Below are 25,890 nucleotides of genomic sequence, written 5' to 3'. Positions count from 1 at the left end.
GGGCGTCAGTGGAACCGGTGGTCCTGGATGGTCATCCGCGGGCCGAACTTCGGCTTCGAGAACCCGCTGGCCGAGATGAGCCGCATGACCCGCTCGCGGTGACCGCGCCACGGTTCGAGCAGCTCGAGCATGCCGTCGTCGTCGACCGGTCGCCCGATCAGGGCCCAGCCGACGAGGGCCGGGAGGTGGTAGTCGCCGATGCTCGGGCTGTCGGCGTCGCCGTGGGCCCGCTGCATCGTCTCGGCGGCCGTCCACACGCCGATACCGGGGATCGATCGCAGCCGCCTCTCGACCTCCGGTCCGCCGCGACCGAGCGCCAGCGTCCTCTCGAGCGACGGCGCGACGGCGCAGACCCGCATCACGGTGTCGGATCGCTGGGGGCCCACCCCGGCGCGGTGCCACTCCCAGCTCGGGATCCGCCGCCACCCCGCGGCGTCGGGCGGCACGACGAGCCCGTCGGGCGCGGGCCCGGGCGCCGGCTCGCCGTGTCGGCGCACGAGGTCGCGCCAGGCCCGCCAGGCCTCGCGACTCGTCACCTTCTGCTCGAGCACGGCGGGCACGAGCATCTGCACGACCTGGTTGGTGCGCGTCAGGCGGAGGCCGGGGAGGCGGTGGCGGGCATCGCGCAGGAACACGTTGTCGGCGACGTCGAGACCCGACCAGTCGTCGCCGCGACCGAGCATCTCGGGGACGGCCTCGACGACCCAGTCGGCGCCCGGGCCCCAGGCGTGGGCGCGGATGCCGTCGGTCGTCGACTCGAGGCGGAGCGTCGCGGGGCCGGTCGGCGCCCGCACGGCACGCCACAGGGCGCCGCCGACCACCCGGAACGCGGGGTCGCCCGAACCGCGTGACAGCGGTCGGAGCGTCGCCCGCACGTCGACGTGCTCGCTCGGACGGTACGTCGTCTCGATCGGAGCCCCGGCCTCGTCGGGCGTCAGGGCGGGATCGGGCATGCGGCGATGGTAGACGCCGCCCCCGACACCCGCAGCGACCGACCCCCAAAGAGGCATTTGACGGTCGGCGTCGCCGGCTCCAGGGTTGGCCTGTGTCCGCACTCGACGAACTCCGCGCGACGGCCCACCCGATCCGTCTGCGCCTCCTCTCCCTCCTCACCGGCGCCGCGATGAGCGCCGCCGAGGCCGGGCGCGAACTCGGCCTGTCGCAGGCGACCGCGAGCTACCACCTCAGGGTGCTCGAGCGCGTCGGTCTGATCGAGGTCGTCGAGCTGATGCGGATCCGCGGCGGTGAGGCGAAGCGCTATCGGCACGTCTCGTCGGCCCGGCCGTTCGACCCGAGCCCCGACCCCCACGACCCGTCCTCCCCCGGCGCGTCCCGACCCCACGATCAGGAGGAGCGCGCCCAGTACATCGAGGCCCTGATCGACGAGCTCCGCCGACGATCCGGCCGTCGCGCCGTCGGGCCCCAGCTGTCGACCGACGCCGAGCTCTGGGTCGACGACGAGACGTGGCAGCGCGTGGTCCGCCACGTCGGCCAGGCCTCGGCCCTGCTGCACGCCCGGGCGCGACCGCCGCGCACGCCCGGCACGAGCCCCGTGTCGATGACGGCCGCGCTGTTCGCCCTGAGGCGACCGTGACCGCGGACCGAGGAGGCGCCTCCTCGGCCTCCGGGGACGTCCCGACCCGGGGCGGTCCCCTCGCGCACCCCTCGTTCCGCTGGCTGCTCGCCGCACGGACGACCGGCATCCTCGGCAACGCGGTCGCCCCGATCGCCCTTGCCTTCGCCGTGCTCGACCTCACCGGGTCGGCGGCCGATCTCGGGCTCGTCGTCGCGGCGCGCTCCGTGGCCAACGTCGCCGTGCTGCTGTTCGGGGGCGTGATCGCCGATCGTCTGCCCCGCGACGTCGTGCTGGTCGGCGCCTCGCTGGCGGCGGCCGCGACGCAGGCCGTCGTCGCGGCCCTCGTGATCACCGGCACGGCGACCATCCCGACCCTCGTCGTGATGAGCGTGCTGAACGGCGCGGTCGCGGCCGTCAGCCTGCCGGCCGCCGCGGCGCTCGTGCCCGAGACGGTGCCGGCGGACCTCCTCCGCCCGGCGAACGCCCTGCTGCGACTCGGGCTCAACGGCGGGAGCATCGTCGGCGCCTCGGCCGGGGCGGGTCTCGTCGCGGTGATCGGGCCGGGCTGGGGTCTCGCCGTCGATGCGGCGGGCTTCGCCCTCGCCGGCGCCCTGTACACCCGGCTGCGACTGCCCCGCCGACCCCGGGCAGCACCCGAGGCGGGGCGGAGCCCGTCGGTGCTCGGCGATCTGCGCGACGGCTGGCAGGAGTTCACGCGGCGCTCGTGGGTCTGGATCGTGGTCGCCCAGTTCGCCGTCCTGAACGCCGCGTTCGTGGGCGCCACGACCGTGCTCGGCCCCGTGGTCGCCGACGACTCGTTCGGGCGCGGCGCCTGGGGCCTCGTGATCGCCGCCCAGACCGGCGGCCTGGCCCTGGGCGCGCTGATCGCCCTGCGCTGGCGACCCCGGCGGGGGCTGGCCGTCGGGGTCGGCCTCATGGCCGTGACCGCGGTGCCGGTCGCGACCCTCGGACTCGCTCCGCAGCTGCCCGCCCTGATCGCCGCCTTCGCCCTCGGTGGCGTCGCCCTCGAGATCTTCGCGATCACCTGGGACCAGTCGCTGCAGAGCCGGATCCCGCGCGAGGCGCTCGCCCGGGTCTACTCGTACGACATGGTCGGCTCGTTCGTCGCGATCCCGCTCGGCGAGGTCCTGGTCGGCCCGGCGGCCCACGTGTTCGGCACGCCGTCGACGCTCGTGGCATGCGCCGTCGTCATCGTCGCGGCGAGCGCCGCGGCCCTCGCGGCGCCGAGCGTGCGGCGGCTGACCCTGGATGACACCGGCGGGCGATAGGCCTCGGCGAGCATCGCGCCGGACGAAGTACCCTGGAGCCCATGAGCCACGCCCGGATCCGACACGTGCGACGTCGCGTGACGGTCCGTGCGCAGTCGTTCCCGAAGGCCCGCGTGCTGACGAAGCGCACGTGCGGCACGAACGGGTGGATGAGCCTGTGGGGCAGCAACGCCCACGGCGAGATAGCCGGCTGCCCGCCGCCACGGCGCTGAGACCGCCCGACCTCCAGGCCGGGTGACACGCATCCCGTTCTCGCTCCACCGACCCCGAGGTCACGCATGTCCGACGCTCCGTCCACCCACCCCTCCCCCCAGCAGGCCCCGGGAGGCGCATCCCGCGCGCAGCGCATCTCGCGCTTCGTCAGCCGCGACACCACGGGCGGGCTGCTGCTGCTCGTGGCCACCGTGCTCGCACTCGTCATCGCCAACAGCCCGGCCGGCGGCTTCTACTCGGAGGTCCGGGACCTCCGCTTCGGCCCCGAGGCGCTCCACCTGAACCTCAGCGTGGGCACCTGGGCCGCGGACGGCCTGCTGGCGATCTTCTTCTTCGTCGTCGGCCTCGAGCTCAAGCAGGAGTTCGTGGCGGGTTCGCTCCGCGACCCGAAGGTCGCCGCCCTCCCGATCGCGGCGGCCGTCGGCGGCGTCATCCTGCCCGCCGTCATCTTCACGCTGATCAACCTGAACGCCGGGCCGGACGCCCTGCAGGGCTGGGCCATCCCGGCGGCGACCGACATCGCCTTCGCCGTCGCGGTGATCGCCGTCGTCGGCAAGAACCTCCCACCCGCTCTGCGGACGTTCCTCCTCACGCTCGCCGTCGTCGACGACCTCATCGCGATCACGATCATCGCCGTGTTCTACACGGCCGGCATCGCCTTCGTCCCGCTCCTGCTCGCGGTCCTGCCGCTGATCGCGTTCGCGGTGCTCGTGCGCCGCGGGGTGCGCTCGTGGTGGCTGCTGATCCCCCTCGGCGTCACCGCGTGGGCCCTCGTGCACGCCTCGGGCGTGCACGCCACCATCGCCGGCGTCGTCCTGGGCCTCCTGGTGCCGGCGGTCGCGACGAAGCGAGCCGGCGTCACGCACGTCACCGCCGACGGCCGAGAGGAGCGCCACCCGCTGACGCACCACTTCGCCGAACGCTGGAGCCCGATCTCGTCGGGTCTGGCCGTGCCGATCTTCGCGTTCTTCTCGGCCGGTGTCTCGGTGGGCGGCGTCAGCGGCCTCACCGAGTCGCTGACGGACAACGTCGCCCTCGGGATCATCGTCGCCCTGGTCGTCGGCAAGTCGATCGGGATCACCGGCGCGTCGCTCCTCGTGACGCGCCTGCCGGGCATCCGGCTCGACCCGAGCCTCCGCTGGCCCGACGTCCTGGGGCTGTCGTTCGTCGCCGGGATCGGGTTCACGGTGTCGCTCCTCGTCGGCGAGCTCGCCTACGGCACCGGCAGCGCGCAGGACGACGTGGTGAAGGTCGGCGTGCTGGTGGGCTCTCTGGTGGCCGCGTTGATCGGCGCGGGCATCCTCGTCGTGCGCGGCCGCTGGCACGCCCGGCAGCCCGGCTGAGGCCGGGCGGACCCCGCCGAGCCCCCCTCGGCCGGCGCGGTCCGCCGACACCGGCATATCGGGTCTGGCTTAAAAGAATGACAGATGATATGTTTTGCTTCCGACCTTGGAGGCAGCATGCCAGTTCCCGACCGCTCCACACGTCGCCCCCGGCGACTGCTGCGTGACCTGACGTTCGAATCGGTGCTCGACGCCATTCTCGACGGCACGCTGCACCCGGGCGAGCGCCTGTTCGAAGACGACATCGCCGCGTGGCTCGGCGTCTCGAAGACACCCGTCAAGGAGGCGCTGGCGCGTCTCGCGACGCAGGGCCTCGTCGACATCGAGGCCAACCGGTACACCCGGATCTCGTCGGTGACGGTCGCCGATCTGCTCGACACGTTCGAGCTGATCGGCATCCTGCACGGCGACGCGATCCGCTCGGCGGCGCACGCCCCGACCGACGAGACGGCGGAGATCGCCGACCGCGTCGTCGAGGCGATGACGGCCGACGGCGCCACCTGCGCCGACGTCGTCCGAGAGACGACGGTCTTCGTCGACCGCGCCGAGAACCCCCTCACCCGCAAGGCCGCCGAGCCCCTCGACCACCGCGCGGCGTTCCTCTCCCGCCACGTGTCGATCGATCTGCACCACCCTGATCTGCGCCCGTCGTTCGACGCGTTCGTCGCGACGCTCGTCGATCGCCGGTGGGTCGAGGCGGGCGACGCTCTCACGGGGCTGCTCGGTCGCGACGCCCTCGGGCCCGTGGTCGCCGGGCTCGACGACATCCCGCCCCTGCCCGAGACCCGGCGGGTGACCCGGTGACGTCGACGCCCCTCCGCCCGCACGCCGAGAGCATCCGCGTCGAGCTGCCGCCCGTCCGACGCCGACCCCACCGGGTGACGAAGCGCGTCGTCGACGTCGTGGTGGCCGCCCTGCTCATCGTCGCCCTTCTGCCCCTGGCTCTCATCACGGCCCTCGCCGTGCGACTCGACAGTCGCGGTCCCGTCCTCTACCGGCAGGTGCGCGCCGGGCTCGACGGCGAGGCGTTCACGATGCTGAAGTTCCGCACCATGCACGTCGACGCCGAGACCCGCCTCGCCGATCTCGTCGCGCGCAACGAGGCCGGCGGCCCGCTCTTCAAACTGCGCGACGACCCGCGCATCACGCGGGTGGGTCGCGTGCTGCGCCTCTACTCGATCGACGAGCTGCCCCAGCTCTGGAACATCCTCCGAGGCGACATGAGCCTCGTCGGGCCACGACCCGCGCTCTTCCGCGAGGTCGACCACTACTGCGACCGGGCGCGTCAGAGGCTGCTCGTGCTGCCCGGTCTGACCGGCCCGTGGCAGGTCGGCGGCCGCTCCGACCTCCCATGGGACGACGGGCTCGACCTCGATCTCTCGTACGTTCACGACTGGACTCCGGCGACGGACGCCGTCGTCCTGGCGCGGACGGTCCGTGCGGTCATCCGCCCCGTCGGCGCCTACTGACACCACCGGTCGTCACGCCGCCGCGCTGCCGGCACGCACGACCGAGAGCAGCACCGGCGCCGACGCGATCTCGGCGAGGGCGACGCGTGAGGCGCCGAGGTCGGCACCGGCCACGGCGGCGCCGAGGGCGGCCAGCGCCGCCGACAGCCCAACCTCGTCGAGATCGTCGCCGATGAAGCGGGCATGGAACAGCACCGTGGGGCCGAAATGGCCCATCAGCTGAGCGAGCCGCCGGTTCGACGACGCGGTGGCCATCGACTCGGCGGCGGAGACGAGCGCCTCGATGACCGGGGGCGCGGCCGGCGACGCGACCCGCGCCTCCTCGTCCACCGGCAGCGGGCCGCCGAGCGCCGTCGCCACCGCGACCCGGGCGGCGTCGTCGGCGATCGCCTCGGCGAGCGCGAGATCGGCCAGCGAGCAGAGCGTCGACAGCAGAGGCCGCACGAGCCACGGTCGCGCGGTGCTGACCCGCGTGTACCGCTTGGGCACCGTCTCGACGAGAGAGAGGTCTTCCAGGCGGGCGAGCGCCATGCGGATGGGTGTGCGCGAGACGCCGAGCCAGTCTTCGAGATCGGTGTCGTGCAGGCGCTCGCCCTCGCCGAGCTGCCCCGACACGATCGCCTCGAGGACGAGCTCGAAGACCTCGTCGCGGTGGAGACGCCGGCAGAGGGTGGGCGACGGGGTCGTCGGGATGGGCATCGATCCTCCTCGTGGTGGGTGGGGGCACCGACCGGTCGACCTGTCGTGCCACATCCCAGAATAGTGCATTTATCATCCAGCTTCTGACGACCGATGGCTACACTCTTCCGGTGGCCGTCCCCAAGATCCTGCTGTTCTACGTCTTCACCCCGCTCGCCGACCCCGAGGCCATCCGCCTCTGGCAGCGCGAGCTCTGCCGCTCGCTCGACCTGACCGGCCGCATCGTGCTCTCGCCGCACGGCATCAACGCGACGGTCGGCGGCGAGCTCGCCGACGTCAAGCGGTACCTGCGCACCACGCGCGAGTACGCCCCCTTCGCGGGCGTCGACGCGAAGTGGAGCGAGGGCACCGGTCACGACTTCCCCAAGCTGTCGGTCAAGGTCCGCGACGAGATCGTCACCTTCGGCGCCCCCGACGAGCTGCGCGTCGACGAGCAGGGCGTCGTCGGCGGCGGCACCCGCCTCAGCCCCGACGACCTGCACGACCTGATGGACCGCGAGCAGGTGACCTTCTTCGACGGCCGCAACGAGTTCGAGTCGCGCATCGGGCGGTTCCGCGACGCGGTCGTGCCCGACGTCGCCACGACCCGCGAGTTCGTCGCCGAGATCGAGAGCGGGCGCTACGACCACCTGAAGGACGAGCCGATCGTCACGTACTGCACCGGCGGGGTCCGCTGCGAGGTGCTCAGCTCGTTGATGACGAGCCGCGGATTCTCCCGCGTGTACCAGCTGGAGGGCGGAGTGGTCCGCTACGGCGAGCGCTTCGGCGACGACGGCGTGTGGGACGGCTCGCTCTACGTCTTCGACGGGCGCGGCTCGGTCGACTTCTCCGACCACACCGCGGTGCTCGGCCGCTGCGTGCGGTGCGGCGACGCCACGAAGCGGATGCAGAACTGCAGCGACGTGCAGTGCCGCGAGCAGCTGGTGGTCTGCGACGCCTGCGGACGAGGAGGCGCGGTTCACTGTGACCCGCACCGCGCCTCCGGCGTACCGTCGCAGCCATGACGGACACGAACGACATCAAGCGCATCTCCGAGGTGCTCGACAAGGGCCGCATCGGCATCCTCACGACCCAGGGCAGCAGCCAGCACCTGGTCAGTCGACCCCTGGCCATCGTCGACCGCGAGTTCGACGGCAAGGTCTACTTCTTCACGCCCGACCCGTCACCCAAGACGGACGACGTGCGCGCGCACCCGCAGGTCAACGTCGCGGTCGAGACCGGCAAGGGCTACCTGTCGCTCTCGGGCAAGGCGACCGTCGTCAAGGACGCCGAGATCATCGACGAGCTGTGGACCACCGCGGCCGAGGCCTGGTTCGACCAGGGTCGAGACGACCCGACCGTCGCGCTGCTCGAGGTCGACGTCGAGACGGCCGAGTACTGGGTGAGCAACGAGCCCAAGGCCATCACGATGCTCAAGTACGCGAAGGCCGCCATCACCGGCGGTCACCCCGAGAACATCGCCGACACGGGCACCGTCCGCCTCTGAGGCGACTGGGCTGCGCCCGACTCGGGGCGCGGCCCGGCTGCGGGCGGCCCGGCTGCGAGCGGCTCAGCCGCAGGTGACCTCGCGCCCGGCCGGGTCGACGTACTCGCCCGACCCGAGCTGGGCGCAGGTCGCCGACAGCCGCGCCAGGTAGTCGAGGGCGCTGACCCCGTAGACGATGCTCGCGATCAGCACGACGCCTCCGATCGCGACGCCGATCAGGGCCAGCCGACGAGAGAAGCCGGCGCGCGACGAGCGGTGGACGGCGACCAGCCCGAGCACGATGCCGAGCGGCGCGAAGAAGACGCCGAAGACGATCGACGCGACGGCCAGGCCGTGCCCCGGGTCGTCGTGCCGCGGCCGCGGAGCGTCCCACACGTCGTCGTCGGCGGGCGCGAAGTACGAGTCGAAGTCGGCGTCGCGGGCCCGGTGCTCGGGTGCACGCGTGCCCTCTGCGGCGGACCCGGCCGCACCCTGACCGGACGCCGTGCGCTCGGGCGCTTCGGGCGACCAGGTCTGCGGGGCGACCGGCGCGATCGACGCGACCCGTGCCTCCGGCAGGGTGTTCACCGGCCGAGGAGGCGCGGCGAGGGGGATCGAGCGATCCTCACCGGGTGCGGGTCGGGTGAAGCGCGCCCACGGCGACGGGGGTCGCGGCGTGGACTGGTCGGTCATGCGTCCACGGTAGTACGCCATGATGGGATCGACCTCGGCCCTCCGGGCCGGGCCCGACCTTGCGATGGAGCATCACGATGAGAATCGGAATCCTCACCAGCGGCGGCGACTGCCCTGGACTCAACGCCGTCATCCGCGGAGCCGTCCTCAAGGGCACGCAGATCCACGGGCAGGAGTTCGTCGGGTTCCGCGACGGCTGGCGGGGGGTGGTCGACGCCGACATCGTGCCTCTCGTCCGCAAGGACATCCAGGGCATCGCGAAGCAGGGCGGCACGATCCTCGGCACGAGCCGCACGAACCCCTTCGAGGGCGACGGCGGCGTGGCGCGCATCACCGAGAACATGGAGCGCCACGGCATCGACGCCATGATCGCGATCGGCGGCGAGGGCACCCTCGCGGCCGCCAAGCGCCTGACCGACGCCGGCCTCAAGATCGTCGGCGTGCCGAAGACGGTCGACAACGACCTCGGCGCCACCGACTACACCTTCGGCTTCGACACGGCCGTGCAGATCGCGACCGACGCGATGGACCGCCTCCGCACCACGGGCGAGTCGCACAGCCGCTGCATGGTGGCCGAGGTCATGGGCCGCCACGTCGGCTGGATCGCGCTGCACTCGGGCATGGCCTCGGGTGCGCACGCGATCCTCATCCCCGAGCAGGCGACGAGCATGGACCAGATCGTCGCGTGGGTGAAGTCCGCCTACGACCGCGGGCGCGCACCGCTGGTGGTCGTCGCCGAGGGCTTCGTGCCCGACCAGGGCACCGACGTGCACTCCGAGCGCGGTCTCGACGCCTTCGGCCGCCCTCGTCTCGGCGGCATCGGCGAGCGCCTCGCCCCCATCATCGAGGAGCGCACCGGCATCGAGACCCGCGCGACGACGCTGGGGCACATCCAGCGCGGCGGCACCCCGACGTCGTACGACCGGGTGCTCGCGACGCGTCTCGGTCTCGCGGCGAGCGACGCCGTGCAGGAGGGGCGCTGGGGTCGCATGGTCGCCCTGCGCGGCACCGACATCGTGCACGTCTCGTTCGAGGAGGCGCTCGACAGCCTCAAGACCGTGCCGCAGCACCGTTACGACGAGGCCGCGATCCTCTTCGGCTGAGCCGAGGAGGCGCGGGTCGCCTCCACACGGACGGATCCGTCCACATTCCCCCGTGCAGGCGAGGCGCGAGGCGTCGTCATCTGACAGTCTCGATGCATGGTCACGTTCATCGTCGTCGGGTCGGTGGGGCTCGTCGTCCTCCTGGTCAGCATCGTCGTGGGTGATCTGCTCGACGTCTTCGACATCGGCGACGGCCTCGTCTCGGGCGTCGGCGTCGGCGCGGCGCTCGCCATCTTCGGCCTGGCCGGCATCGTCACGCTGCAGAGCGGTCTGCCCCCGGGGTGGACGTACGCGATCGCCGTCGCGATGGCGCTCGTCGCCCTCGTGCTGATCCAGATCGTCATCCGCCGCGTGACCAGACGCGAGACCGGCGGCCACTGGTCGCCCGTCGGCTTCGTCGGCACCGCCACCGAGACCATCACGCCGACCGGCGGCGAGGTCCGGCTCGACGGCGTCCGCGAACTCGAACGGCGTCTCGCCGTCAGCGACGTGCGCATCGAGCGCGGCACCCGCATCCGCGTGGTGGCCGAGTCCGGGCCGCGCGTCGAGGTCGTGCGCGACGACTCCGAGCCGACCCGCGCCTCCTAGGCTCCCCCGGCCCGCCGGGCCCCCCGACAACCGCCCTGCACCACCGAAAGAGAAACGAGAAGCCCTGTGGACTTCATCTCCGGCAACACCAGCGTCGTCGCCATCGTCGTCGCGGTCGTCATCGCCATCGCGCTGCTGTCGTTCATCGCCAGCCGCGTGCGCCGCGTCCCGCCGAACGAGGCGCTGATCGTCGTCGGCCGTGGTGCCGAGCGCTCCGAGGGCGGTGGCATCTCGAGCCCGCAGAAGGTGATCATCGGGGGCCGCACGTTCGTCTGGCCCATCTTCCAGGAGGGCTTCAAGCTCAGCCTCGAGCAGTACCAGACCCCCGTCGAGGTCCAGGCGATCGACGCCAACTACATCCGCACCGCGGTCAAGGCCACGGTCAACTTCAAGGTCACCGGCACCGAAGACGGCGTGCGCCGCGCCGCCCAGCGCTACCTGCTGCAGCAGCAGCAGCTGCCGGTCATCGTGCAGCAGTCGCTCGAGGGCTCGATCCGCGGTCTGATCGGCGGGCAGCCGGTCGACGACCTGGTGAAGAACTTCTCGCGCCTCGCGGCCGACGCCGTCAACGAGACGAAGGGCGAGCTCGCCGAGCTCGGTCTGCAGATCGAGACGATGAACATCCGCGAGATCGAGACCCCGGGCAGCACCTACCTCGCCGACCGCGGTCGCGCCGAGGCGGCCGTCGCCAAGCAGAACGCCGACGTCGCCGAGGCGGAGGCCGAGCGCATCGCCGCCCTGGCCCGCATCGGCAACACGCAGCAGACCGCCGAGCGTCAGCTGCAGCTCGACGTGCGCCAGGCGCAGATCAAGGCCGAGACCGACCGCGCCAACGCCGAGGCCTCCGCCGCCGGCGAGCTGGCCCGTGCCACTCAAGACAAGCTGGTCGCCGAGCAGGAGAGCATCGCCGTCGCCGAGCAGGCCAAGGTCAACCAGGAGCGCCTGAACATCGACGTGCGTCAGCCCGCCGAGGCCGCCGCGTACGCCGCCGTCCAGAACGCCGAGGCCGAGCGCGACGCCGCCAACGCCGCCGTCGAGGCCGAGGCGTTCCGCCGCACGCAGCTCGCCGACGCCGCCCGCGCCGCCGCCGAGAACGAGGCCGCAGCCGTCGAGGCCGCCGGTCGCGCCGAGGCCGCGGCCATCAAGGCGAAGGGTCTGGCCGAGGCCGAGGCCGTCGACGCCCTCGCCGAGGCGCAGGGCAAGTTCGGCCAGGCGGCGCTCGCGTCGCAGGTCATCTCGCGCCTGCCCGACATCGCCCGCGAGATGGCGGCGCCGATGAGCAACATCGACACCCTCACCGTCGTGTCGACGGACGGGGCGAACGAGCTCACCAAGTCGGTGGCGAACAACATGACGCAGCTGCAGGACGTCGTCAAGGCCACGACGGGTCTCGACCTCGTCGGTGCCCTGGGCGGGTTCCTGGGCGGGCGTGCCGGCGCGGCGACCGACTCGACCGTCGGCACGTCGCCTCTCGGCACCACGCCGCGCAGCACCACGCCGCGCGACTCCGCGTAGCCTGACGCCCATGCGAGCCGTCGTCGTCGAGAAGGGTCATCCCGCGTCTCTCCGAGAGGTGGGGCCCGGGCCCGACGGCGACGGCCTCGACCCCGGCCAGGTCGTCGTCGACGTGCTCTGGTCGGGCCTGAACTACAAAGACGGGCTCGCCCTCGCGGGCGACCCGGGCGTCGCACGGGTCAGCCCGCTCGTGCCGGGCATCGACCTCGTCGGGACGATCGCGGCCGTCGGGCCTGTCTCGAGCGGCGCATCCTCATCCGCCTCCGCGTCGCCCGCGTCGCCCGCGTCGTTCGCGGTCGGCGACCTGGTGGTCGCCACGGGCGCGGGTCTCGGCGAGACGCGAGACGGCGGCTACGCCGAACGCGCCGTCGTCGACACCGCCACGCTCGTCGCCGTGCCCGACGGCATCGACGCCCGGCGTGCGGCAGCGATCGGCACGGCCGGTCTGACCGCGATGCTCAGCGTGCTCCGTCTCGAGCGCGACGTGCGGCCGGGCGACGGCGAGATCGTCGTCACCGGCGCCGCCGGAGGTGTCGGGTCGGTGGCCGTCGCCGTCTTGAGTCGACTCGGGTACTCGGTCACCGCCTCCTCGGGTCGGGCCGACGAGCTGGGGCCGTACCTGCGGTCGCTGGGCGCCTCGTCCGTCATCGACCGTGCCGAGCTCGGCGAGCAGGGGAAGCCGCTCCGACGCCCCCGCTGGGCAGGTGCCGTCGACTCGGTCGGCAGCACGACCCTCGCGAGCGTGCTCGCCGAGACCGCCTGGGGCGGCACGGTCACGGCCTGCGGCCTCGCTCAGGGCTCGGACCTCACGACTACGGTGCTGCCGTTCATCCTGCGGTCGGTCACCCTGGCGGGCATCGACTCGGTGCAGGCCCCCCTGGCACTCCGCCAGGAGGCGTGGTCACGGCTCGCGACCGACCTCGACCTCGAGCTGCTCGACTCGCTGACCACCGAGACGACCCTCGACGAGGTCGTCGCGCTCGGCCCCGAGATCGTCGCCGGGCGCGTGCGCGGACGCACGGTCGTGCGCGTGGGCGCCTGACACGACGGCCTCCGGCGGAACCCCGAGGGTCGGCCCCGAGGGCGCGGCCGTGAGCGTGGGGCCTCGACACGGTTCGCAGCGGTCGAGTAAAGTACCGGATAATCGATACTTCCTCGCGCATTGAAGGTCTGATACATGCCCATCCCCACCGGCCCCGAGAACCCGGCCCCCCGCCGCCTCCTCCGTGACGTCGTGTTCGACAAGATGCTGTCCGCGATCGAAGACGGCACGCTGCAGCCCGGCGAGCGCCTCAACGACGACGAGCTGGTCACCTGGCTCGGCGTCTCGCGCACGCCCATCCGCGAGGCGATCGCCAAGCTGGTCGACTACGGCCTCGTCGAGATGGAGGCCAACCGCTACACGCGCATCGCGATGCCCGACTTCGATCTCTATCGGCACGCGCTGCAGGTGTACGCCGGGCTGAACGAGTTGACGGCGCGGTGGGCGATCCCGCTGCTCTCCGACTCCGACGTCGACGAGTTCACGGCCCTGGTCGACACGGCCCTCCGCCGCCTCGACGCCCGCGATGTCGGCGGCCTCGGCGACTTCCAGGCCGTGCCGGCGTACCTCCGCACGAAGGTCGGCAACCCGCTGCTCGACAGCGCCGAGCGCCTCGTCAACGCGCGCGTCATGTTCATGTCGAAGCCCGTGCTCAACCACTGGCAGTGGGAGCTCACGACGGACTTCCTGAACCGCATCCGCGAGGCCGTGCGCCGACGCGACATCGACCTCGCCATCGCCGCGTTCATCCCGTTGAACGAGGCGAACCTCCGCCACCTCGAGGCCGTCGAGGTCGACGGGGCCCTCCTCTCGACCCCGTCGTGACCCCGCTCGGACACTGAGCCGCAGCACAGCACCACAGCAAGACCGTAAGACCGCACCACCGCACCACCGCACCACCGCACCACCGCAGCACCGCAGCACCGCACCACAGCACCGCCTCATGTGCGGGCCGACGCAGGGAAGTCGGCCCGCACCTCCCACCCTCCGCCCGACCCAGGAGTGCCCGATGCCGATCCCCACGCTCACCGACCAGCCGCCCGCCCCCCGCCGCCTGCTGCGCGACGTCGTCTACGACAAGATGTTCGACGCGATCATCGACGGCACCCTCGAGTTCGGCGAACGACTGAACGACGACCAGCTGGTCGCCTGGCTCGGCGTCTCGCGCACGCCCGTCCGCGAGGCCATCGCGAAGCTCGCCGACCAGGCGCTCGTCGACATCGAGGCGAACCGGTACACGCGCATCGTGCACCCCACCTTCGACGAGTTCGTCGACACCATCGATGTCGGTTACGCCGTCTGGGCGCTCTTCGTCGAGCGCGGTGTCGCGCGTCTGGGTGCCGCTCAGCGCACCGAGGCCCTGAAGATCCTCGACGCCCGCGCGAAGGCGTTCGCGGCGAAGAAGCCCGAAGACGACCGGGCGCTCGTCCGCTTCAACGAGCTGCTGCTCGAGGCCAGCGCGAGCACCTCGTTGGCGCGACTGTGGGCGAACACCGGCCCGCGCCTCCTGCTGCTGATCCGTCGCCCGTCGTCGCAGGGTCTGTTCGACTTCGACGCCGCCCTCGCGTTCACGAAGACGCTGCGCGACGCGGTGGCCGGGGGTGACGCTGAGGCCGCGGCCGAGGCGGTCCGCACGCAGCCCGAGCGTCTGGCCGAGTTCCACGAGCAGGTCCGCGAGGCGGGCGTCTACCTCTCGTGACGCCGACGTCGATCACGTCGAGCACCGCACCGGTGGTGCTCGACGTGGCCGACGTCCGGGTCGCCCGTGCGGGTCGCGATCTGCTCGCCGGCGTCTCGCTGCGCGTGCGGGCCGCCGAGCACTGGGCCCTGATCGGTCCGAACGGGGCGGGCAAGACGACGCTGCTCACCCTCTGCGGCGCCCTCGGTCACCCCACCTCGGGCACGGTCGACGTGCTGGGGCGGCGGCTCGGTCGCGTCGACCTGAGCGAGCTGCGCCGGCGCATCGGCCACGTCGACCCGCGGCATCGCATGCTGCGCGACAACACGGTGCTCGAGGTGGTGCTGACCGGGCTCACCGGCAGCAGCGACCCCGTCGCCCGTTGGTCGCCGACACCCGCCGAGGAGGCGCGGGCGCGATCGCTGACCGCCTCCGTCGGACTCGGGGCCCGCTCCACGGCCCGCTGGTCGGTGCTCTCGCAAGGAGAGCGGGGTCGCGCCCTGATCGCCCGCGCGCTGCTCGCGTCGCCCGCGCTGCTGCTGCTCGACGAGCCCGCGACGGGTCTCGACGTCGCCGCGCGCGAGCACCTGCTCGACACCCTCGACGAGGTGCGGGCGAGCCACCCCGACGTCGCCTCGGTGACGGTCACGCATCATCTTGAGGATCTGCCGGCCAGCACGAGTCACGCGGTGCTGCTGCGCGACGGGCGCGTCTTCGCGCAGGGGCCGGCCGACGACGTGCTGACCTCGGAGCTCGTCTCGGCGGCGTTCGACCACCCGCTGGTGATCGAGCGCGTCGCCGGCCGCTGGTCTGCGCGCACCCGGCGCGGCCGCCCGGCCTCATCGATGTGACCCGAAACGGGCCCTCGGCCGGTGCCGATGCCACTTTCGGGTCACTTCGATGCTTGCGGCGGGCCGGGAAGGGCCCAGCGGGGCCGCCGGCCGGCGACGCGCACCTGGCGGGGCCGCCCGGCTTCATCGATGTGACCCGAAACGGGCCCTCGGCCGGTGCCGACGCCCCCTCCGGGTCACTTCGATGACACGGGTCGCGGCCGCAGCCGCGCCTCATGGGCCGACCGCGACCCGCGGGGCCGGCCGGCGTCATCGATGCGACCCGAAACGGGCCCTCGGCCGGTGCCGACACCCCCTCCGGGTCAGTTCGATGCTTGCGGCGGGCCGGGGCAGGCCGGCCGGCGACGCGCACCCCGCGGGGCCGCCCGGCGGCATCGAAGTGACCCGGAAGGGGCCCTCGGCCGGTGCCGATGCCCCTTTCGGGTCACTTCGATGAGCGGGCCGGGCCGACTAGCGGCCCAGCCGCTAGCCGGCGGCGGGCGCCGTCGCGGCCGCGGCGGCCTTGGCGGCTGCGGGCAGCGCGTCGAGGATGCGCGACACCGCCGTCTCGTCGTGCGCCGCCGTGACGAACCAGGCCTCGTACACCGACGGCGGCAGGTTCACCCCGGCGTCGAGCATCGCGTGGAAGAACGGCGGGTAGCGCCAGGTCTGCTGGGCGCGTACGTCGTCGTAGTCTCGCGGGGCGTCGGGTGTGAAGGCGAACGAGAAGAGCGAACCGGCGCGCTGCACGGTGTGCTCGACGCCCTCGGCCGACAGGGCCTCCGAGACGGCGACCGACAGCCGGTCGGCGACCGCGTCGAGCGTCGCGTAGACCTCGGGAGTCGCCAGTCGGAGCGTCGCCGTGCCGGCCGCCACGGCGACCGGGTTGCCGCTCAACGTGCCGGCCTGGTAGACGGGGCCGAGAGGGGCGAGGTAGTCCATCACGTCGGCACGTCCGCCGAGCGCCGCCAACGGCATGCCCCCGCCGATGACCTTGCCGAAGGTGACGAGGTCGGGCTCCCACCCGCTGCCGTCGGGGACGACGTCGGCGGCCTCGAGACCCCACCAGCCGGCGGGCCCGACCCGGAACCCGGTCAGCACCTCGTCGACGATCAGCAGCGAGCCGTTGCTGCGGGTGATCTCGGAGAGACTGCGGTTGAACCCGCGTCGCGGGGCGAGGACGCCCATGTTGGCAGCGGCGGCCTCGACGATGACGGCGGCGATCCGCGGTCCGTGCTCGGCGAACGCCTGACGGACGGCGTCGAGGTCGTTGTACGGCAGCACGAGGGTCTGCGCCGCGGTCGCCTCGGTGATGCCGGCCGAGCCGGGCATCGAGAGCGTCGCGACACCCGAGCCGGCCTCGGCCAGCAGCGAGTCGGAGTGGCCGTGGTAGTGACCGGCGAACTTCACCAGCAGGTCGCGACCCGTGAAGCCGCGGGCGAGTCGGATGGCGGTCATGGTCGCCTCGGTGCCGGTCGACACCATGCGGATCTTGCCGATCGGCCGGGCGTCGCCCACGGAGACGCGCTCGCGCACGAGCTCGGCGAGCTCGGTCTCACCCGGCGTCGACGCCCCGAACGACAGGCCGCGCGCGGCCGCCTGCTGCACGGCCTCGAGAACCTCGGGGTGCGTGTGGCCGAGAATGGCCGGACCCCACGACGCGACCAGGTCGACGTACTCGCGACCCTCGGTGTCGGTGACGTAGGCCCCCTTCGCACCCACCAGGAACCGGGGCGTGCCCCCGACCGAGCCGTAGGCGCGGACGGGCGAGTTCACTCCGCCGGGGATGGAGCGCTTCGCTCGGGCGAAGAAGCCGTCGTTGGTGCGGTCGTCGCGGTCGATGCCCATCAGATGCGTCCTTCCCGGAGGCGCGTGGCCAGTTCGGTCGCCCAGTACGTCAGGATCGCGTCGGCCCCGGCGCGCTTGATCGACAGCACGCTCTCGTACGACGCGGCGTCGAGGTCGATCCAGCCGTTGGCGGCGGCGGCCTGGATCATCGCGTACTCGCCGCTGATCTGGTACGCCCAGACCGGGACGGTGCTCGTGGCGGCGGTCTCGGCGAGCACGTCGAGGTAGCTCATGGCCGGCTTCACCATGACGATGTCGGCGCCCTCGGCGATGTCGAGGTCGACCTCGCGGAGGCCCTCGCGGCCGTTGGCCGCGTCGAGCTGGTACGTGCGGCGGTCGCCCACGAGCGTCGACTGGACCGCCTCGCGGAACGGCCCGTAGAACGCCGAGGCGTACTTCGCCGAGTACGCCAGCAACGCGGTGTTCGAGAAGCCGGCCTCGTCGAGGGCGTCGCGGGCCGAGCCGATCTGGCCGTCCATCATGCCGCTCATGCCGATCAGCTGCGAGCCCGCCTCGGCCTGCACGACGGCCATCGCGTCGTAGCGCTCGAGCGTCGCGTCGTTGTCGACCGAGCCGTCCGCCGCGAGGACGCCGCAGTGGCCGTGGTCGGTGAACTCGTCGAGGCAGAGGTCGGTCTGCACGACGAGGGCGCCCTGCGCCGCGTCGACGGCGACCCGGGTCGCGACGTTGAGGATGCCCTCGGGGTCGGTGGCCCCCGAGCCCACGGCGTCCTTCTCCAGCGGCACGCCGAACAGCATGACGCCGCCGACACCGGCCTCGGCGGCCTCGGCGACCGCATGCGGGAGGCTGCTGAGGCTGTGGTGCACGACACCCGGCATGGACGAGATCTCGGCGGGTGAGTCGATGCCCTCTCGCACGAACATGGGCAGCACGAGGTCGGACGGGTGGAGGCGCGTCTCGGCCGTCAGCCGGCGGAGGGCGGGGGTGGCGCGCAGCCGACGGGGGCGCACGCGGGGGAACTCTGACATCAGTCTTTCTCGGGATCGGAGTGGCGTCCGTCGAGGGCGTGGTCGACCACGGCCTGGACGAGGGCGGCCGCCGAGCGGGTCTCGGCGATCAGGTGCACCGGCAAGCCGGCGGCGCGGGCGTCGAACGCCGTGCGCGGCCCGATGCAGGCGACGAGTGTGCTGGCGGGCAGCGGGGCGAGCTGCGCCGCGATCTGCCGGGCGACGCTGCCCGAGGTGATGAGGATGACGCCGATGTCGCCCGAGCGGACGCCGGTCGCGACGGGCTCGGAGACCTCGACGCCGACGGTGCGGTAGGCGGCGACGAACTCGGCGTCGAAGCCGCGCTCGGAGAGACCGGCGACGAGGGTCGGCTCGGCCAGGTCGGACTGCGGCACGAGCACGCGACCCTGGACGTCGTCTCGGGGCCACTCCTTGACGAGACCCCGAGCGGAGTTGTCGCCCTCGGGCACGAAGTCCACGCGGTACCCGGACAGCGTCAGGGCCGCGGCCGTCGTCTCGCCGACGGCGGCGATGCGGGTCGAGGCCGGGGGCCGGATGCCGTTGCCGACGAGGACGTCGACCGTGGTGGCGCTCGTGACGACGAGCCAGTCGTAGACGCCGGCCTCGAGTCGTGCCAGGGCGGCCGCGAGCAGCTCGGGCGTCTCGGCGGGTGCGAAGTTGATCATCGGGGCGATGACCGGGGCGGCGCCGTGCGCACGGAGCGCCGCGGCCACACCGTCGCCCCATTTGCCGCCCCGGGGCACGAGGACGCGGGTGCCCTTGAGTGGCCGCTCGACCGTCACGAGGCGCTCCCCACGGGGTCTCCGCCGGAGGGCCCGCCGCCGATCGGGGCGAGCTCGGCCGCCCCGAGCTCGAGCAGCTCGTCGACGACACGACCGGCGACCTCGGCGACGTCGACCAGCTGCGTCTCGAGCGGTCCGTCGTCGAGCGAGACGGCGTGCGACGCACTGACCGTGCCGGCGCCCTCGGGGCTGTAGACCGTGGCGCTGAGCAGCAGCAGACCGGCGTCGACCACGGCCGAGGCGCCGATCGGCGCGGCGCACCCCGCCTCGAGCCGCGCCAGCACCTGACGCTCGGCCGAGACGACCAGACGCGTGTCGCGGTCGTCGATCGCGGCGAGGCCGCGGGCGAGGGTCTCGTCGGGGTCGCCCTCGCGGACCTCGACGGCCAGCGAGCCCTGGCCGGGGGCGGTCGGCCACCAGCCGAGACCGAGCAGGTCGGTCGCGGCGTCGAGGCGCCCGAGACGCCCCAGACCGGCGGCGGACAGCAGGACGGCGTCGAGATCGTCTCCGACCCGGCGGAGGCGCGTGTCGACGTTGCCGCGGATGTCGACGACCTCGAGATCCGGTCGTCGTGCCAGCAGCTGGGCGGCGCGACGCGGTGACCCCGTGCCCACCCGGGAGCCCTGCGGCAGGGTCTCGAGGGTCAAGCCGTCACGGGCGCAGAGCGCGTCGCGGGCGTCGGCACGACCGGGTGTCGCGCCGATGACGAGCCCGGGGTGCGAGGCGGTCGGCAGGTCTTTCAGGCTGTGGACGACCACGTCGCACTCGTCGACCAGGAGCGCCGAGCGCAGTGCGCTGGCGAAGACGCCCGTGCCCCCGAGGCTGGCGAGCGACTCGCCCGTCGCCTGGGTGCGGTCGCCCTCGGTCTTGATGCGGATGAGCTCGACGTCGGCGCCCGTCTCGCGGGCGAGCCGCTCGGCGATCGTGGTCGACTGGGCGACGGCGAGTGCGCTGCCGCGGGTTCCGATGCGAAGTGTCGTCACAGCTCTAGGGCACCAGACCCGAGAGGGCGGGCTTGAAGCCGAGACGGACGTTCTCGCAGCACCCGGGGCGGCAGACGTCGTACCAGGGGCCGAGATCGGTCACGTGCGGGCGGTCTTCGACCGGCACGCCGTCACGGCGTTCGAGCACGAGGTCGACCAGGCCCGTCACGTAGTTCGGGTCGATGCCGGGGGTCGGCGTGCGCACGGCCCAGAAGCCGTTCTTCTCGCTCGTCTCGAGGGCCTCGTTGTCGAGATCCCACATGACCTCCATGTGGTCGCTGACGAAGCCGAGCGGCACGATCACGACGGCGCGCGTCGGGCCACCGGCGAGGTCGTCGATCGCGTCGTTGATGTCGGGCTCGAGCCACGGCATCGACGGCGGGCCGCTGCGCGACTGGTAGACGAGCTGCCACGGCACGGTGCTGCCGCCGCCCTCGGGGATCTCGAGCTCGAGCGCGGCCTCGGCGGCCGCCATGACGACCTCGGCCACGGCCTTGTGCTGCGCGGCGTAGGCGCCGTCGTCGTCGAAGCCGCGCGACTGCGGGCCGCTCTTCGCGGCGTCGGTCGACGGGATCGAGTGCGTCGCGAACAGCACCTGGATCTCGCTCGACAGATCGAGGCCGTCGATCTCGGCGCGGGCCTTCAGCAGGGCGTCGCGCACACCGTCGATGAACGGCTGGACGAAGCCGGGGTGGTCGAAGAACTGACGCACCTTGTCGATCTGCATCGTGTCGGCGAGACCGGTCTCGTCGAGCGCCATCGCGAAGTCCTCGCGGTACTGGCGGCACGAGCTGTACGACGAGTAGGCGCTGGTCGCGACGGCGATCAGCTTGCGGAACCCGCGGCTGTCGGCCTCGCGCACCGCGTCGGCCATGTAGGGATCCCAGTTGCGGTTTCCCCAGACGACGGGCAGGTCGATGCCACGACGCTCGAGCTCGGCCTCGAGGGCGGCCTTGAGCTCGCGGTTGTGCTGGTTGATGGGGCTGACGCCGCCGAAGTGGCGGTAGTGCGTCGCGACCTCTTCGAGCCGCTCTTCGGGGATGCCGCGACCCCGGGTGACGTTGCGGAGGAACGGGATGACGTCGTCCTGGCCCTCGGGCCCGCCGAAGCCGGCCAGCAGGATCGCGTCGTAGTCGGTCGGCTCGGAGACGTGCTCGGGGCCGCGCTCGGCCGCCGGGGTGGCGTTGCGCACGAGCTCGCCGTTGGTGATTCCGCTGGTGTCGGTCACGACAGAACCTCGATGATCTCGGTGGTGGTGATCCGTCGGCCGGTGAAGAACGGGATCTCTTCACGGACGTGACGGCGGGCTTCGGTGTAGCGCAGGTCGCGCATGAGGTCGACGAGCTGCACGAGCTCGGGTGCCTCGAGTGCGAGGATCCACTCGTAGTCGCCGAGCGAGAAGCTCGCGACGGTGTTGGTCAGCACCGCGCGGTGCTCGGAGCCCTGCTTGCCGTGATCGGCCAGCATCTGACGGCGCTCGGCCTCGGGCAGCAGGTACCACTCGTAGCTGCGGACGAACGGGTAGACCGTCAGCCATGTCTCGGGCTCTTTGCCGCGCATGAAGGCGGGGCTGTGGTTGCGCGAGAACTCGGCATCGCGGTGCATGCCCATGGCGTTCCAGGTCGGGAGGAGACCGCCGAGGGCGTCGGTGCGCAGCAGCCGCCGGTAGGCCGACTGGATGGCCTCGGGCACCTCGCCGTGCAGCCAGATCATGATGTCGGCGTCGGCGCGCAGGGCGCTGACGTCGTAGAACCCCCGGACGACGACCCCGTCGGCGGCCAGCGATGCGACGACCGCGTCGAGCGCCTCGGCGTCGGCCTCGTCGGGTGCGAACGGGTTCTGGAGGTCGCGTCGGAGGACGGCCCACAGGGTGTAGCCGAGACGCTCGCCCCCACCGGCCGACGACGACGCGTCGGTCGGGGCCGGCGACGGCGCCTCGGGTGAGGGGGCGGCGGGTGAATCTGACGTCGGCAACACGGGTGCCGACCCGTCGGCGCTGGTACTCATGCGGCTATTCTCCCCCTCTCCCGGCTGGGAGCCCAACCAGGTACTTCCAGTTCGAGAGAACGGTGGAGAACCCCTCGCGGAGGGGCCTCCGGGGAGGGACTATCGGCGCTTGACGACAGCGACCAGGATGCCGCCGACGGTCAACGCCACGACACCGGCACCGGCCAGCCAGGGCCACTTGTCGTGCTCGTACGAGGCCTTCGCGCGCTGACCGGCGGCGCCCAGCTGCTTGGGCACGTTCAGCTTGTCTTCGATCTCGTTCAACGTGGCGGCCAGCTCGGCGCGCGTCTTGTCGATGTGACCCTGGATGTCGTTCGTGTCGCTCACGATGGTTCCGATCGGTGCAGAGGAGGTGCGGAGAAGGAGGGAGCGCGTCAGGACTCGTCGAGGCGCGTGCGCGGGATGGTGCCGACGCCCTTGATGGCGCGCAGGTCGCGCTGGAGGCTGGCGAGGGTCTTCTCGGGGACGACCGGCAGACCGACCTTGATCTTCTTGTAGCCGACCCAGCCGAGGATGGCCGCGCCGATCAGCAGGGCGACGGCCACGATCAGCGCCGAGAGCCAGCCCGGCAGCCAGATGGCGATCAGCAGCACGATCGCGGTCAGCAGCACGCCCAGCGCCGCGAAGACCAGCACGAGAGCGCCGACGACGAAGCCGGCGCCGAGGCCGAACGCCTTGAGCGTCGCCATGATCTCGCTCTTGAGCAGCGCGATCTCGCCCTTGACGAGATCGGTGACCAGCGTGGGGACGTCGTGCAGCAGGGTGAAGAGCGACCGCGAGCGCGTCCGTGAACCGGAGTCGTGCCGGATCCGGTCGCTTCGGGTGGAATCGGTCATCGGGTCTTACCGGTGGTCGCCGACTTCTGCTTCTTCTTCTTGCCCCCGCCGAAGGCCCGCACGATCACGAACTTCGCGCCGTTGACCCCGGCGTCGACGAGGTCGGCGGTCTTCGCGCCGGCGAAGTCCTCCGCCTTGGCGACCTGACGCTGCACCGCGCGGCTGTGCCAGAGCTTGGACGACGTCGTCGAGATCTGGTCGTAGCGGTCTCGCCCGGCCCGGGCGCCCAGTACGAAGCCGAGGGCTCCTCCGGCGACGAAGATCAATTTGCCTCGCATGTCGCTCCATTCGTGGTCTGCGCACGGCAGTCGGCCGCGCGAGTCCCCAATCTAGTCCGAGCGCGCCGCGAGTTGCCCGACCCCGCCGCTGAGCAGTGCCGCGGCGGTCGCCCGGGACTGCGCGATGACCGCGGCCAGACCACGACCGGCCACGGCACCGCCGACCCGATGCACGCCGTCGAGGGGGGCGACGGGGGCGACCCGCGCCTCCTCGGCGTCCGTGACGGGTGCGGCGAGCGGGGCGTCCCAGGCGACCCGCGCCCAGCCCTCGACGGCGTCGGGGTCGATCGGCACGCCGAGCAGCACCGCGGCGTCGGCGATCGCGACGGCCCGCAGCTCGGCATCGGGCGTGCCGGGCTCGACCACGGGCGAGTCGTAGCTGAGACGGAGCACGTGCCGCCCGCCGGCGAGGTCGGCGAGCCAGGGCCATTTGACCGTCGCGTGCGTCAGGGCCTTCGCCCGCACGTCGAGGGCGCCGGGGGCGACGAGCACGCCCGTGCCCCGCGGCCCGGTGTCGAGCGCCGGCTCGCGGACGACGAGCGTCACGAGCGTGATCAGACCGGGAGCCGAGGAGGCGCGACCCGCCAGAGCCCGCCCCGCACCGTCGCCCACGGCCAGCACCACGGCGTCGGCGACGAGTCGCTCGCCGTCGACGGTGACGGACGACGCGTCGAGCGCCGACACCACCGCACCGAGTCGCATCTCGACGCCGAGTCGCTCGAGGTCGGCGACCAGGGCGTCGACCAGGCGGGCGTTGCCCCCGCGGAGACCGGCGACGGCCGAGCCGGCGGGGGCTAGCGCGCGGAGGCTGAGCACGGCCGCGGCCAGCGAGCCCTCCCGCAGCAGCGCCCGGCGGAGCCCTGGCGAGACGCGGTCGACGAGGAGGTCGTCGGGGTGCCGCGAGTGCACGCCTCCGACGATGGGCGTGACCAGGCGGTCGAGCACGGCGTCGCCCATCCGCGCCCGGATGAACGGGCCGACCGTCGTCTCGTCGGCGCCCACCTCGGCCGGCTGCCCGTCGAGTCGCTCGGCCAGCGCGGCGCCCTCGACGCCGATCACCTGCAGCACGTCGGGGTCCGCGAGGTCTCCGGGGATCCCGAGCAGACCCGTGCGGGGCAGCGGGAAGGCCTGTCCGTCGGCCTCGTGCACCCAGGCGCCGCGCCCGTCGGGCAGCACGACGTCGTCGGCGAGACCGAGTTCGTCGAGGTACGCGGCCACCGTGCCGCCGCGGGTGGCGAAGCTCTCGGCACCCGAGTCGAGGTCGATCCCCGCGACGGTGTGCCGACCGACCTCGCCGCCGAGACGGTCGGACGCCTCGAGCAGCAGCACGCTCGCACCGCCACGGGCCAGCTCGCGTGCGACGACCAGCCCCGCGACGCCGCCCCCGACGACGACCACGTCGGCCGGCGAGCCGCCGGCACCGGTCGAGGAGGCGCGGAGCAGGTCAGGCACGGTCGTACCCTTTCTACGAGAGTGGACTTCTAGAGCGTGTGCGCCAGCTCGACGATGCGGCTCAGCACGTCGGGATCGGTGTCGGGGTTGACCCCGTGGCCTAGGTTCAGCACATGGGCCGGGGCGGCGCGACCGCGTTCGACGACGTCGCGCACGTGGGCCTCGAGCACGGGCCAGGGCGCCTGCAGCAGAGCGGGGTCGATGTTGCCCTGCAGGGGCGTGCCGCCGCCGAGCCGCCGGGATGCCTCGTCGAGCGGGATGCGCCAGTCGACGCCCATCGCGTCGACGCCGACGTCGCGCATGGCGGTCAGCACCTCGCCGCTGCCGACGCCGAAGTGGATGCGCGGCACGCCGAGGTCGGCCACGTGCGACAGCGCGCGGGCCGAGTGACGCGCCACGTTCGCCGTGTAGTCGGCGAGCGAGAGCGACCCGACCCACGAGTCGAACAGCTGGGCGGCGCTGGCACCCGCGAGCACCTGGGCGCGGAGGAACGCCCCGGTGACGTCCGCCGCCCAGGTGAGCAGCGCCTCCCAGGTGTCGGGATCGCTGTGCATCAGGGTGCGCGCGCGGATGTGGTCTTTCGACGGACCGCCCTCGACGAGGTACGCGGCGAGGGTGAAGGGCGCCCCGGCGAATCCGATCAGCGGCGTGCTGCCCAGCTCGGCCACGGTCTGGGCGACGCCCGCGGCGATCGGCGCCAGGGCCTCGTCTTCGAGGGGTCGGAGGGCGGCGACGTCGGCCGCGGTGCGGATCGGCGTCTCGAGCACCGGACCGCGCCCGGGCACGATGTCGACCGAGACCCCGGCGAGCTTGATCGGCACGACGATGTCGCTGAAGAAGATGCCCGCGTCGACCCCGTGCCGGCGCACCGGCTGCAGCGTGATCTCGCTGGCGAGGTCGGGCGTCAGACAGGCGTCGAGCATCTTGGTGCCGACGCGCAGCTCGCGGTACTCGGGCAGCGAGCGCCCGGCCTGCCGCATGAACCACACGGGCAGCGTCTCGGGTCGGTCGCCCCGCAGGGCCCGCACCAGCCGGGAGTCGGCGGTGAGACCGGTCGCGAGCGGGTGCTGGTCGGGCAAGGCGGAGGAAGTCACGCGGAAGATTCTCGCATCGCCCGCTGGGCGTCGCATCGAGGTGACGCGACGGGGGTCTCGCCTGGGCGACGGACCCCTCGTCGCGTCACCTCGACGACCGCGGAGCCGAGGAGGCGCG

The 25,890-nt window shown here is 72.8% G+C and carries 29 protein-coding genes; 15 read left to right on the top strand and 14 right to left on the bottom strand.

What is annotated here, in order from left to right:
* Window positions 1-5: 5 nt before the first annotated feature.
* A complete protein-coding gene (locus SOM11_RS07695; RefSeq protein WP_320477680.1) occupies window positions 6-953 on the bottom strand; it encodes a DNA-3-methyladenine glycosylase 2 family protein in 948 nt (315 codons plus the stop codon).
* A gap of 92 nt (window positions 954-1,045) precedes the next feature.
* Here SOM11_RS07695 and SOM11_RS07690 point away from each other — a divergent pair, with 92 nt between their 5' ends.
* From SOM11_RS07690 to SOM11_RS07665, 6 genes are all read left to right on the top strand, one after another.
* Window positions 1,046-1,594 carry an ArsR/SmtB family transcription factor gene (locus SOM11_RS07690; protein WP_320477679.1) on the top strand — a complete coding sequence of 183 codons (549 nt, stop codon included), beginning with the start codon at window positions 1,046-1,048 and terminating at the stop codon, window positions 1,592-1,594.
* Window positions 1,591-2,865, top strand: a complete 1,275-nt coding sequence (locus SOM11_RS07685) for an MFS transporter (RefSeq protein WP_320477678.1) — start codon at window positions 1,591-1,593, stop codon at window positions 2,863-2,865. Before SOM11_RS07690 ends, SOM11_RS07685 begins: the two co-directional genes overlap by 4 nt.
* Before the next feature lie 41 nt (window positions 2,866-2,906).
* Complete coding sequence (locus SOM11_RS07680; RefSeq protein ID WP_192061149.1) at window positions 2,907-3,077, top strand: hypothetical protein; 171 nt, start codon at window positions 2,907-2,909, stop codon at window positions 3,075-3,077.
* A 66-nt stretch (window positions 3,078-3,143) separates the two neighbouring features.
* A complete protein-coding gene (gene nhaA, locus SOM11_RS07675; RefSeq protein ID WP_320477677.1) occupies window positions 3,144-4,421 on the top strand; it encodes a Na+/H+ antiporter NhaA in 1,278 nt (425 codons plus the stop codon).
* A gap of 117 nt (window positions 4,422-4,538) precedes the next feature.
* On the top strand, window positions 4,539-5,225 hold the full coding sequence (locus tag SOM11_RS07670) for a GntR family transcriptional regulator (RefSeq protein WP_320477676.1): 687 nt from the start codon (window positions 4,539-4,541) through the stop codon (window positions 5,223-5,225).
* Window positions 5,222-5,890: a sugar transferase gene (locus tag SOM11_RS07665; RefSeq protein ID WP_243215025.1), complete on the top strand. Its 669-nt coding sequence runs from the start codon at window positions 5,222-5,224 to the stop codon at window positions 5,888-5,890. Before SOM11_RS07670 ends, SOM11_RS07665 begins: the two co-directional genes overlap by 4 nt.
* A 12-nt stretch (window positions 5,891-5,902) precedes the next feature.
* Here the strand turns inward: SOM11_RS07665 and SOM11_RS07660 are convergent, their stop codons facing one another.
* On the bottom strand, window positions 5,903-6,589 hold the full coding sequence (locus SOM11_RS07660) for a GntR family transcriptional regulator (RefSeq protein WP_320477675.1): 687 nt from the start codon (window positions 6,587-6,589) through the stop codon (window positions 5,903-5,905).
* Window positions 6,590-6,699: 110 nt separating this feature from the next.
* Here SOM11_RS07660 and SOM11_RS07655 point away from each other — a divergent pair, with 110 nt between their 5' ends.
* Together SOM11_RS07655 and SOM11_RS07650 are read left to right on the top strand one after the other, a co-directional pair.
* Window positions 6,700-7,593, top strand: coding sequence for a rhodanese-related sulfurtransferase (locus SOM11_RS07655; RefSeq protein ID WP_320477674.1), 894 nt, complete (start codon window positions 6,700-6,702; stop codon window positions 7,591-7,593).
* Window positions 7,590-8,075, top strand: coding sequence for a pyridoxamine 5'-phosphate oxidase family protein (locus SOM11_RS07650; RefSeq protein ID WP_192061153.1), 486 nt, complete (start codon window positions 7,590-7,592; stop codon window positions 8,073-8,075). The genes SOM11_RS07655 and SOM11_RS07650 overlap by 4 nt, the downstream gene beginning before the upstream one ends.
* 63 nt (window positions 8,076-8,138) lie before the next feature.
* Here the strand turns inward: SOM11_RS07650 and SOM11_RS07645 are convergent, their stop codons facing one another.
* Window positions 8,139-8,747 (bottom strand): hypothetical protein, encoded by a 609-nt coding sequence (locus SOM11_RS07645; RefSeq protein ID WP_320477673.1) that lies wholly within the window; start codon window positions 8,745-8,747, stop codon window positions 8,139-8,141.
* 77 nt (window positions 8,748-8,824) lie between these two features.
* On the opposite strand from SOM11_RS07645, the gene SOM11_RS07640 reads away from it, so the two are divergent.
* The 7 genes from SOM11_RS07640 (at window position 8,825) to SOM11_RS07610 (ending at window position 15,524) form a co-directional block, all read left to right on the top strand.
* On the top strand, window positions 8,825-9,850 hold the full coding sequence (locus SOM11_RS07640; RefSeq protein WP_192061155.1) for a 6-phosphofructokinase: 1,026 nt from the start codon (window positions 8,825-8,827) through the stop codon (window positions 9,848-9,850).
* Between the two features lie 96 nt (window positions 9,851-9,946).
* Complete coding sequence (locus SOM11_RS07635) at window positions 9,947-10,438, top strand: hypothetical protein (RefSeq protein WP_320477672.1); 492 nt, start codon at window positions 9,947-9,949, stop codon at window positions 10,436-10,438.
* A 66-nt stretch (window positions 10,439-10,504) separates the two neighbouring features.
* The gene (locus tag SOM11_RS07630; RefSeq protein WP_192061157.1) at window positions 10,505-11,953 is read left to right on the top strand and encodes an SPFH domain-containing protein; all 1,449 of its coding nucleotides are present in this window, start codon (window positions 10,505-10,507) and stop codon (window positions 11,951-11,953) included.
* Between the two features lie 10 nt (window positions 11,954-11,963).
* Entirely contained in the window at window positions 11,964-12,995 is a 1,032-nt protein-coding gene (locus SOM11_RS07625) for an acryloyl-CoA reductase (RefSeq protein WP_192061158.1), read from the top strand.
* 135 nt (window positions 12,996-13,130) lie between these two features.
* The gene (locus SOM11_RS07620) at window positions 13,131-13,820 is read left to right on the top strand and encodes a GntR family transcriptional regulator (protein ID WP_244637232.1); all 690 of its coding nucleotides are present in this window, start codon (window positions 13,131-13,133) and stop codon (window positions 13,818-13,820) included.
* 184 nt (window positions 13,821-14,004) lie between these two features.
* A complete protein-coding gene (locus tag SOM11_RS07615) occupies window positions 14,005-14,694 on the top strand; it encodes a GntR family transcriptional regulator (protein ID WP_320477671.1) in 690 nt (229 codons plus the stop codon).
* Window positions 14,691-15,524, top strand: a complete 834-nt coding sequence (locus SOM11_RS07610; protein WP_320477670.1) for an ABC transporter ATP-binding protein — start codon at window positions 14,691-14,693, stop codon at window positions 15,522-15,524. Before SOM11_RS07615 ends, SOM11_RS07610 begins: the two co-directional genes overlap by 4 nt.
* Before the next feature lie 465 nt (window positions 15,525-15,989).
* Here SOM11_RS07610 and hemL read toward each other — a convergent pair whose 3' ends face one another.
* From hemL to hemE, 11 genes are all read right to left on the bottom strand, one after another.
* Window positions 15,990-17,351: a glutamate-1-semialdehyde 2,1-aminomutase gene (hemL, locus tag SOM11_RS07605; RefSeq protein ID WP_320477669.1), complete on the bottom strand. Its 1,362-nt coding sequence runs from the start codon at window positions 17,349-17,351 to the stop codon at window positions 15,990-15,992.
* Complete coding sequence (gene hemB, locus SOM11_RS07600; RefSeq protein WP_320477668.1) at window positions 17,351-18,340, bottom strand: porphobilinogen synthase; 990 nt, start codon at window positions 18,338-18,340, stop codon at window positions 17,351-17,353. The genes hemL and hemB overlap by 1 nt, the downstream gene beginning before the upstream one ends.
* Entirely contained in the window at window positions 18,340-19,122 is a 783-nt protein-coding gene (locus SOM11_RS07595) for a uroporphyrinogen-III synthase (protein WP_320477667.1), read from the bottom strand. Before SOM11_RS07595 ends, hemB begins: the two co-directional genes overlap by 1 nt.
* On the bottom strand, window positions 19,119-20,105 hold the full coding sequence (gene hemC, locus SOM11_RS07590; protein WP_192061163.1) for a hydroxymethylbilane synthase: 987 nt from the start codon (window positions 20,103-20,105) through the stop codon (window positions 19,119-19,121). Before hemC ends, SOM11_RS07595 begins: the two co-directional genes overlap by 4 nt.
* A 4-nt stretch (window positions 20,106-20,109) precedes the next feature.
* On the bottom strand, window positions 20,110-21,333 hold the full coding sequence (locus tag SOM11_RS07585) for a ferrochelatase (RefSeq protein WP_243215011.1): 1,224 nt from the start codon (window positions 21,331-21,333) through the stop codon (window positions 20,110-20,112).
* Complete coding sequence (hemQ, locus tag SOM11_RS07580; RefSeq protein ID WP_192061164.1) at window positions 21,330-22,112, bottom strand: hydrogen peroxide-dependent heme synthase; 783 nt, start codon at window positions 22,110-22,112, stop codon at window positions 21,330-21,332. Before hemQ ends, SOM11_RS07585 begins: the two co-directional genes overlap by 4 nt.
* Window positions 22,113-22,211: 99 nt before the next feature.
* Window positions 22,212-22,439, bottom strand: coding sequence for a DUF3618 domain-containing protein (locus tag SOM11_RS07575; protein WP_192061165.1), 228 nt, complete (start codon window positions 22,437-22,439; stop codon window positions 22,212-22,214).
* A gap of 47 nt (window positions 22,440-22,486) precedes the next feature.
* A complete protein-coding gene (locus tag SOM11_RS07570; RefSeq protein ID WP_192061166.1) occupies window positions 22,487-22,948 on the bottom strand; it encodes a phage holin family protein in 462 nt (153 codons plus the stop codon).
* Window positions 22,945-23,226, bottom strand: a complete 282-nt coding sequence (locus tag SOM11_RS07565) for a hypothetical protein (RefSeq protein ID WP_243215010.1) — start codon at window positions 23,224-23,226, stop codon at window positions 22,945-22,947. Before SOM11_RS07565 ends, SOM11_RS07570 begins: the two co-directional genes overlap by 4 nt.
* 51 nt (window positions 23,227-23,277) lie before the next feature.
* Entirely contained in the window at window positions 23,278-24,678 is a 1,401-nt protein-coding gene (locus tag SOM11_RS07560) for a protoporphyrinogen/coproporphyrinogen oxidase (protein WP_320477666.1), read from the bottom strand.
* A 29-nt stretch (window positions 24,679-24,707) separates the two neighbouring features.
* Window positions 24,708-25,808, bottom strand: a complete 1,101-nt coding sequence (hemE, locus tag SOM11_RS07555; protein ID WP_414655454.1) for a uroporphyrinogen decarboxylase — start codon at window positions 25,806-25,808, stop codon at window positions 24,708-24,710.
* Window positions 25,809-25,890 lie beyond the last annotated feature (82 nt).

The organism is Frigoribacterium sp. CFBP9029, assembly GCF_034045305.1.
Taxonomy (GTDB): domain Bacteria; phylum Actinomycetota; class Actinomycetes; order Actinomycetales; family Microbacteriaceae; genus Frigoribacterium.
This window is presented reverse-complemented; position numbering and strand designations above follow the sequence as displayed.

Excerpts from the sequence above, each read along its gene's own strand:
- SOM11_RS07695 (WP_320477680.1), bottom strand. The coding sequence starts at position 953 with ATGCCCGATCCCGCCCTGACGCCCGACGAGGCCGGGGCTCCGATCGAG.
- SOM11_RS07680 (WP_192061149.1), top strand. The coding sequence starts at position 2,907 with ATGAGCCACGCCCGGATCCGACACGTGCGACGTCGCGTGACGGTCCGT.
- nhaA (WP_320477677.1), top strand. The coding sequence starts at position 3,144 with ATGTCCGACGCTCCGTCCACCCACCCCTCCCCCCAGCAGGCCCCGGGA.
- SOM11_RS07670 (WP_320477676.1), top strand. The coding sequence starts at position 4,539 with ATGCCAGTTCCCGACCGCTCCACACGTCGCCCCCGGCGACTGCTGCGT.
- SOM11_RS07660 (WP_320477675.1), bottom strand. The coding sequence starts at position 6,589 with ATGCCCATCCCGACGACCCCGTCGCCCACCCTCTGCCGGCGTCTCCAC.
- SOM11_RS07650 (WP_192061153.1), top strand. The coding sequence starts at position 7,590 with ATGACGGACACGAACGACATCAAGCGCATCTCCGAGGTGCTCGACAAG.
- SOM11_RS07645 (WP_320477673.1), bottom strand. The coding sequence starts at position 8,747 with ATGACCGACCAGTCCACGCCGCGACCCCCGTCGCCGTGGGCGCGCTTC.
- SOM11_RS07640 (WP_192061155.1), top strand. The coding sequence starts at position 8,825 with ATGAGAATCGGAATCCTCACCAGCGGCGGCGACTGCCCTGGACTCAAC.
- SOM11_RS07635 (WP_320477672.1), top strand. The coding sequence starts at position 9,947 with ATGGTCACGTTCATCGTCGTCGGGTCGGTGGGGCTCGTCGTCCTCCTG.
- SOM11_RS07625 (WP_192061158.1), top strand. The coding sequence starts at position 11,964 with ATGCGAGCCGTCGTCGTCGAGAAGGGTCATCCCGCGTCTCTCCGAGAG.
- SOM11_RS07620 (WP_244637232.1), top strand. The coding sequence starts at position 13,131 with ATGCCCATCCCCACCGGCCCCGAGAACCCGGCCCCCCGCCGCCTCCTC.
- SOM11_RS07615 (WP_320477671.1), top strand. The coding sequence starts at position 14,005 with ATGCCGATCCCCACGCTCACCGACCAGCCGCCCGCCCCCCGCCGCCTG.
- hemL (WP_320477669.1), bottom strand. The coding sequence starts at position 17,351 with ATGGGCATCGACCGCGACGACCGCACCAACGACGGCTTCTTCGCCCGA.
- hemB (WP_320477668.1), bottom strand. The coding sequence starts at position 18,340 with ATGTCAGAGTTCCCCCGCGTGCGCCCCCGTCGGCTGCGCGCCACCCCC.
- hemQ (WP_192061164.1), bottom strand. The coding sequence starts at position 22,112 with ATGAGTACCAGCGCCGACGGGTCGGCACCCGTGTTGCCGACGTCAGAT.
- SOM11_RS07570 (WP_192061166.1), bottom strand. The coding sequence starts at position 22,948 with ATGACCGATTCCACCCGAAGCGACCGGATCCGGCACGACTCCGGTTCA.
- SOM11_RS07565 (WP_243215010.1), bottom strand. The coding sequence starts at position 23,226 with ATGCGAGGCAAATTGATCTTCGTCGCCGGAGGAGCCCTCGGCTTCGTA.
- hemE (WP_414655454.1), bottom strand. The coding sequence starts at position 25,808 with ATGCGACGCCCAGCGGGCGATGCGAGAATCTTCCGCGTGACTTCCTCC.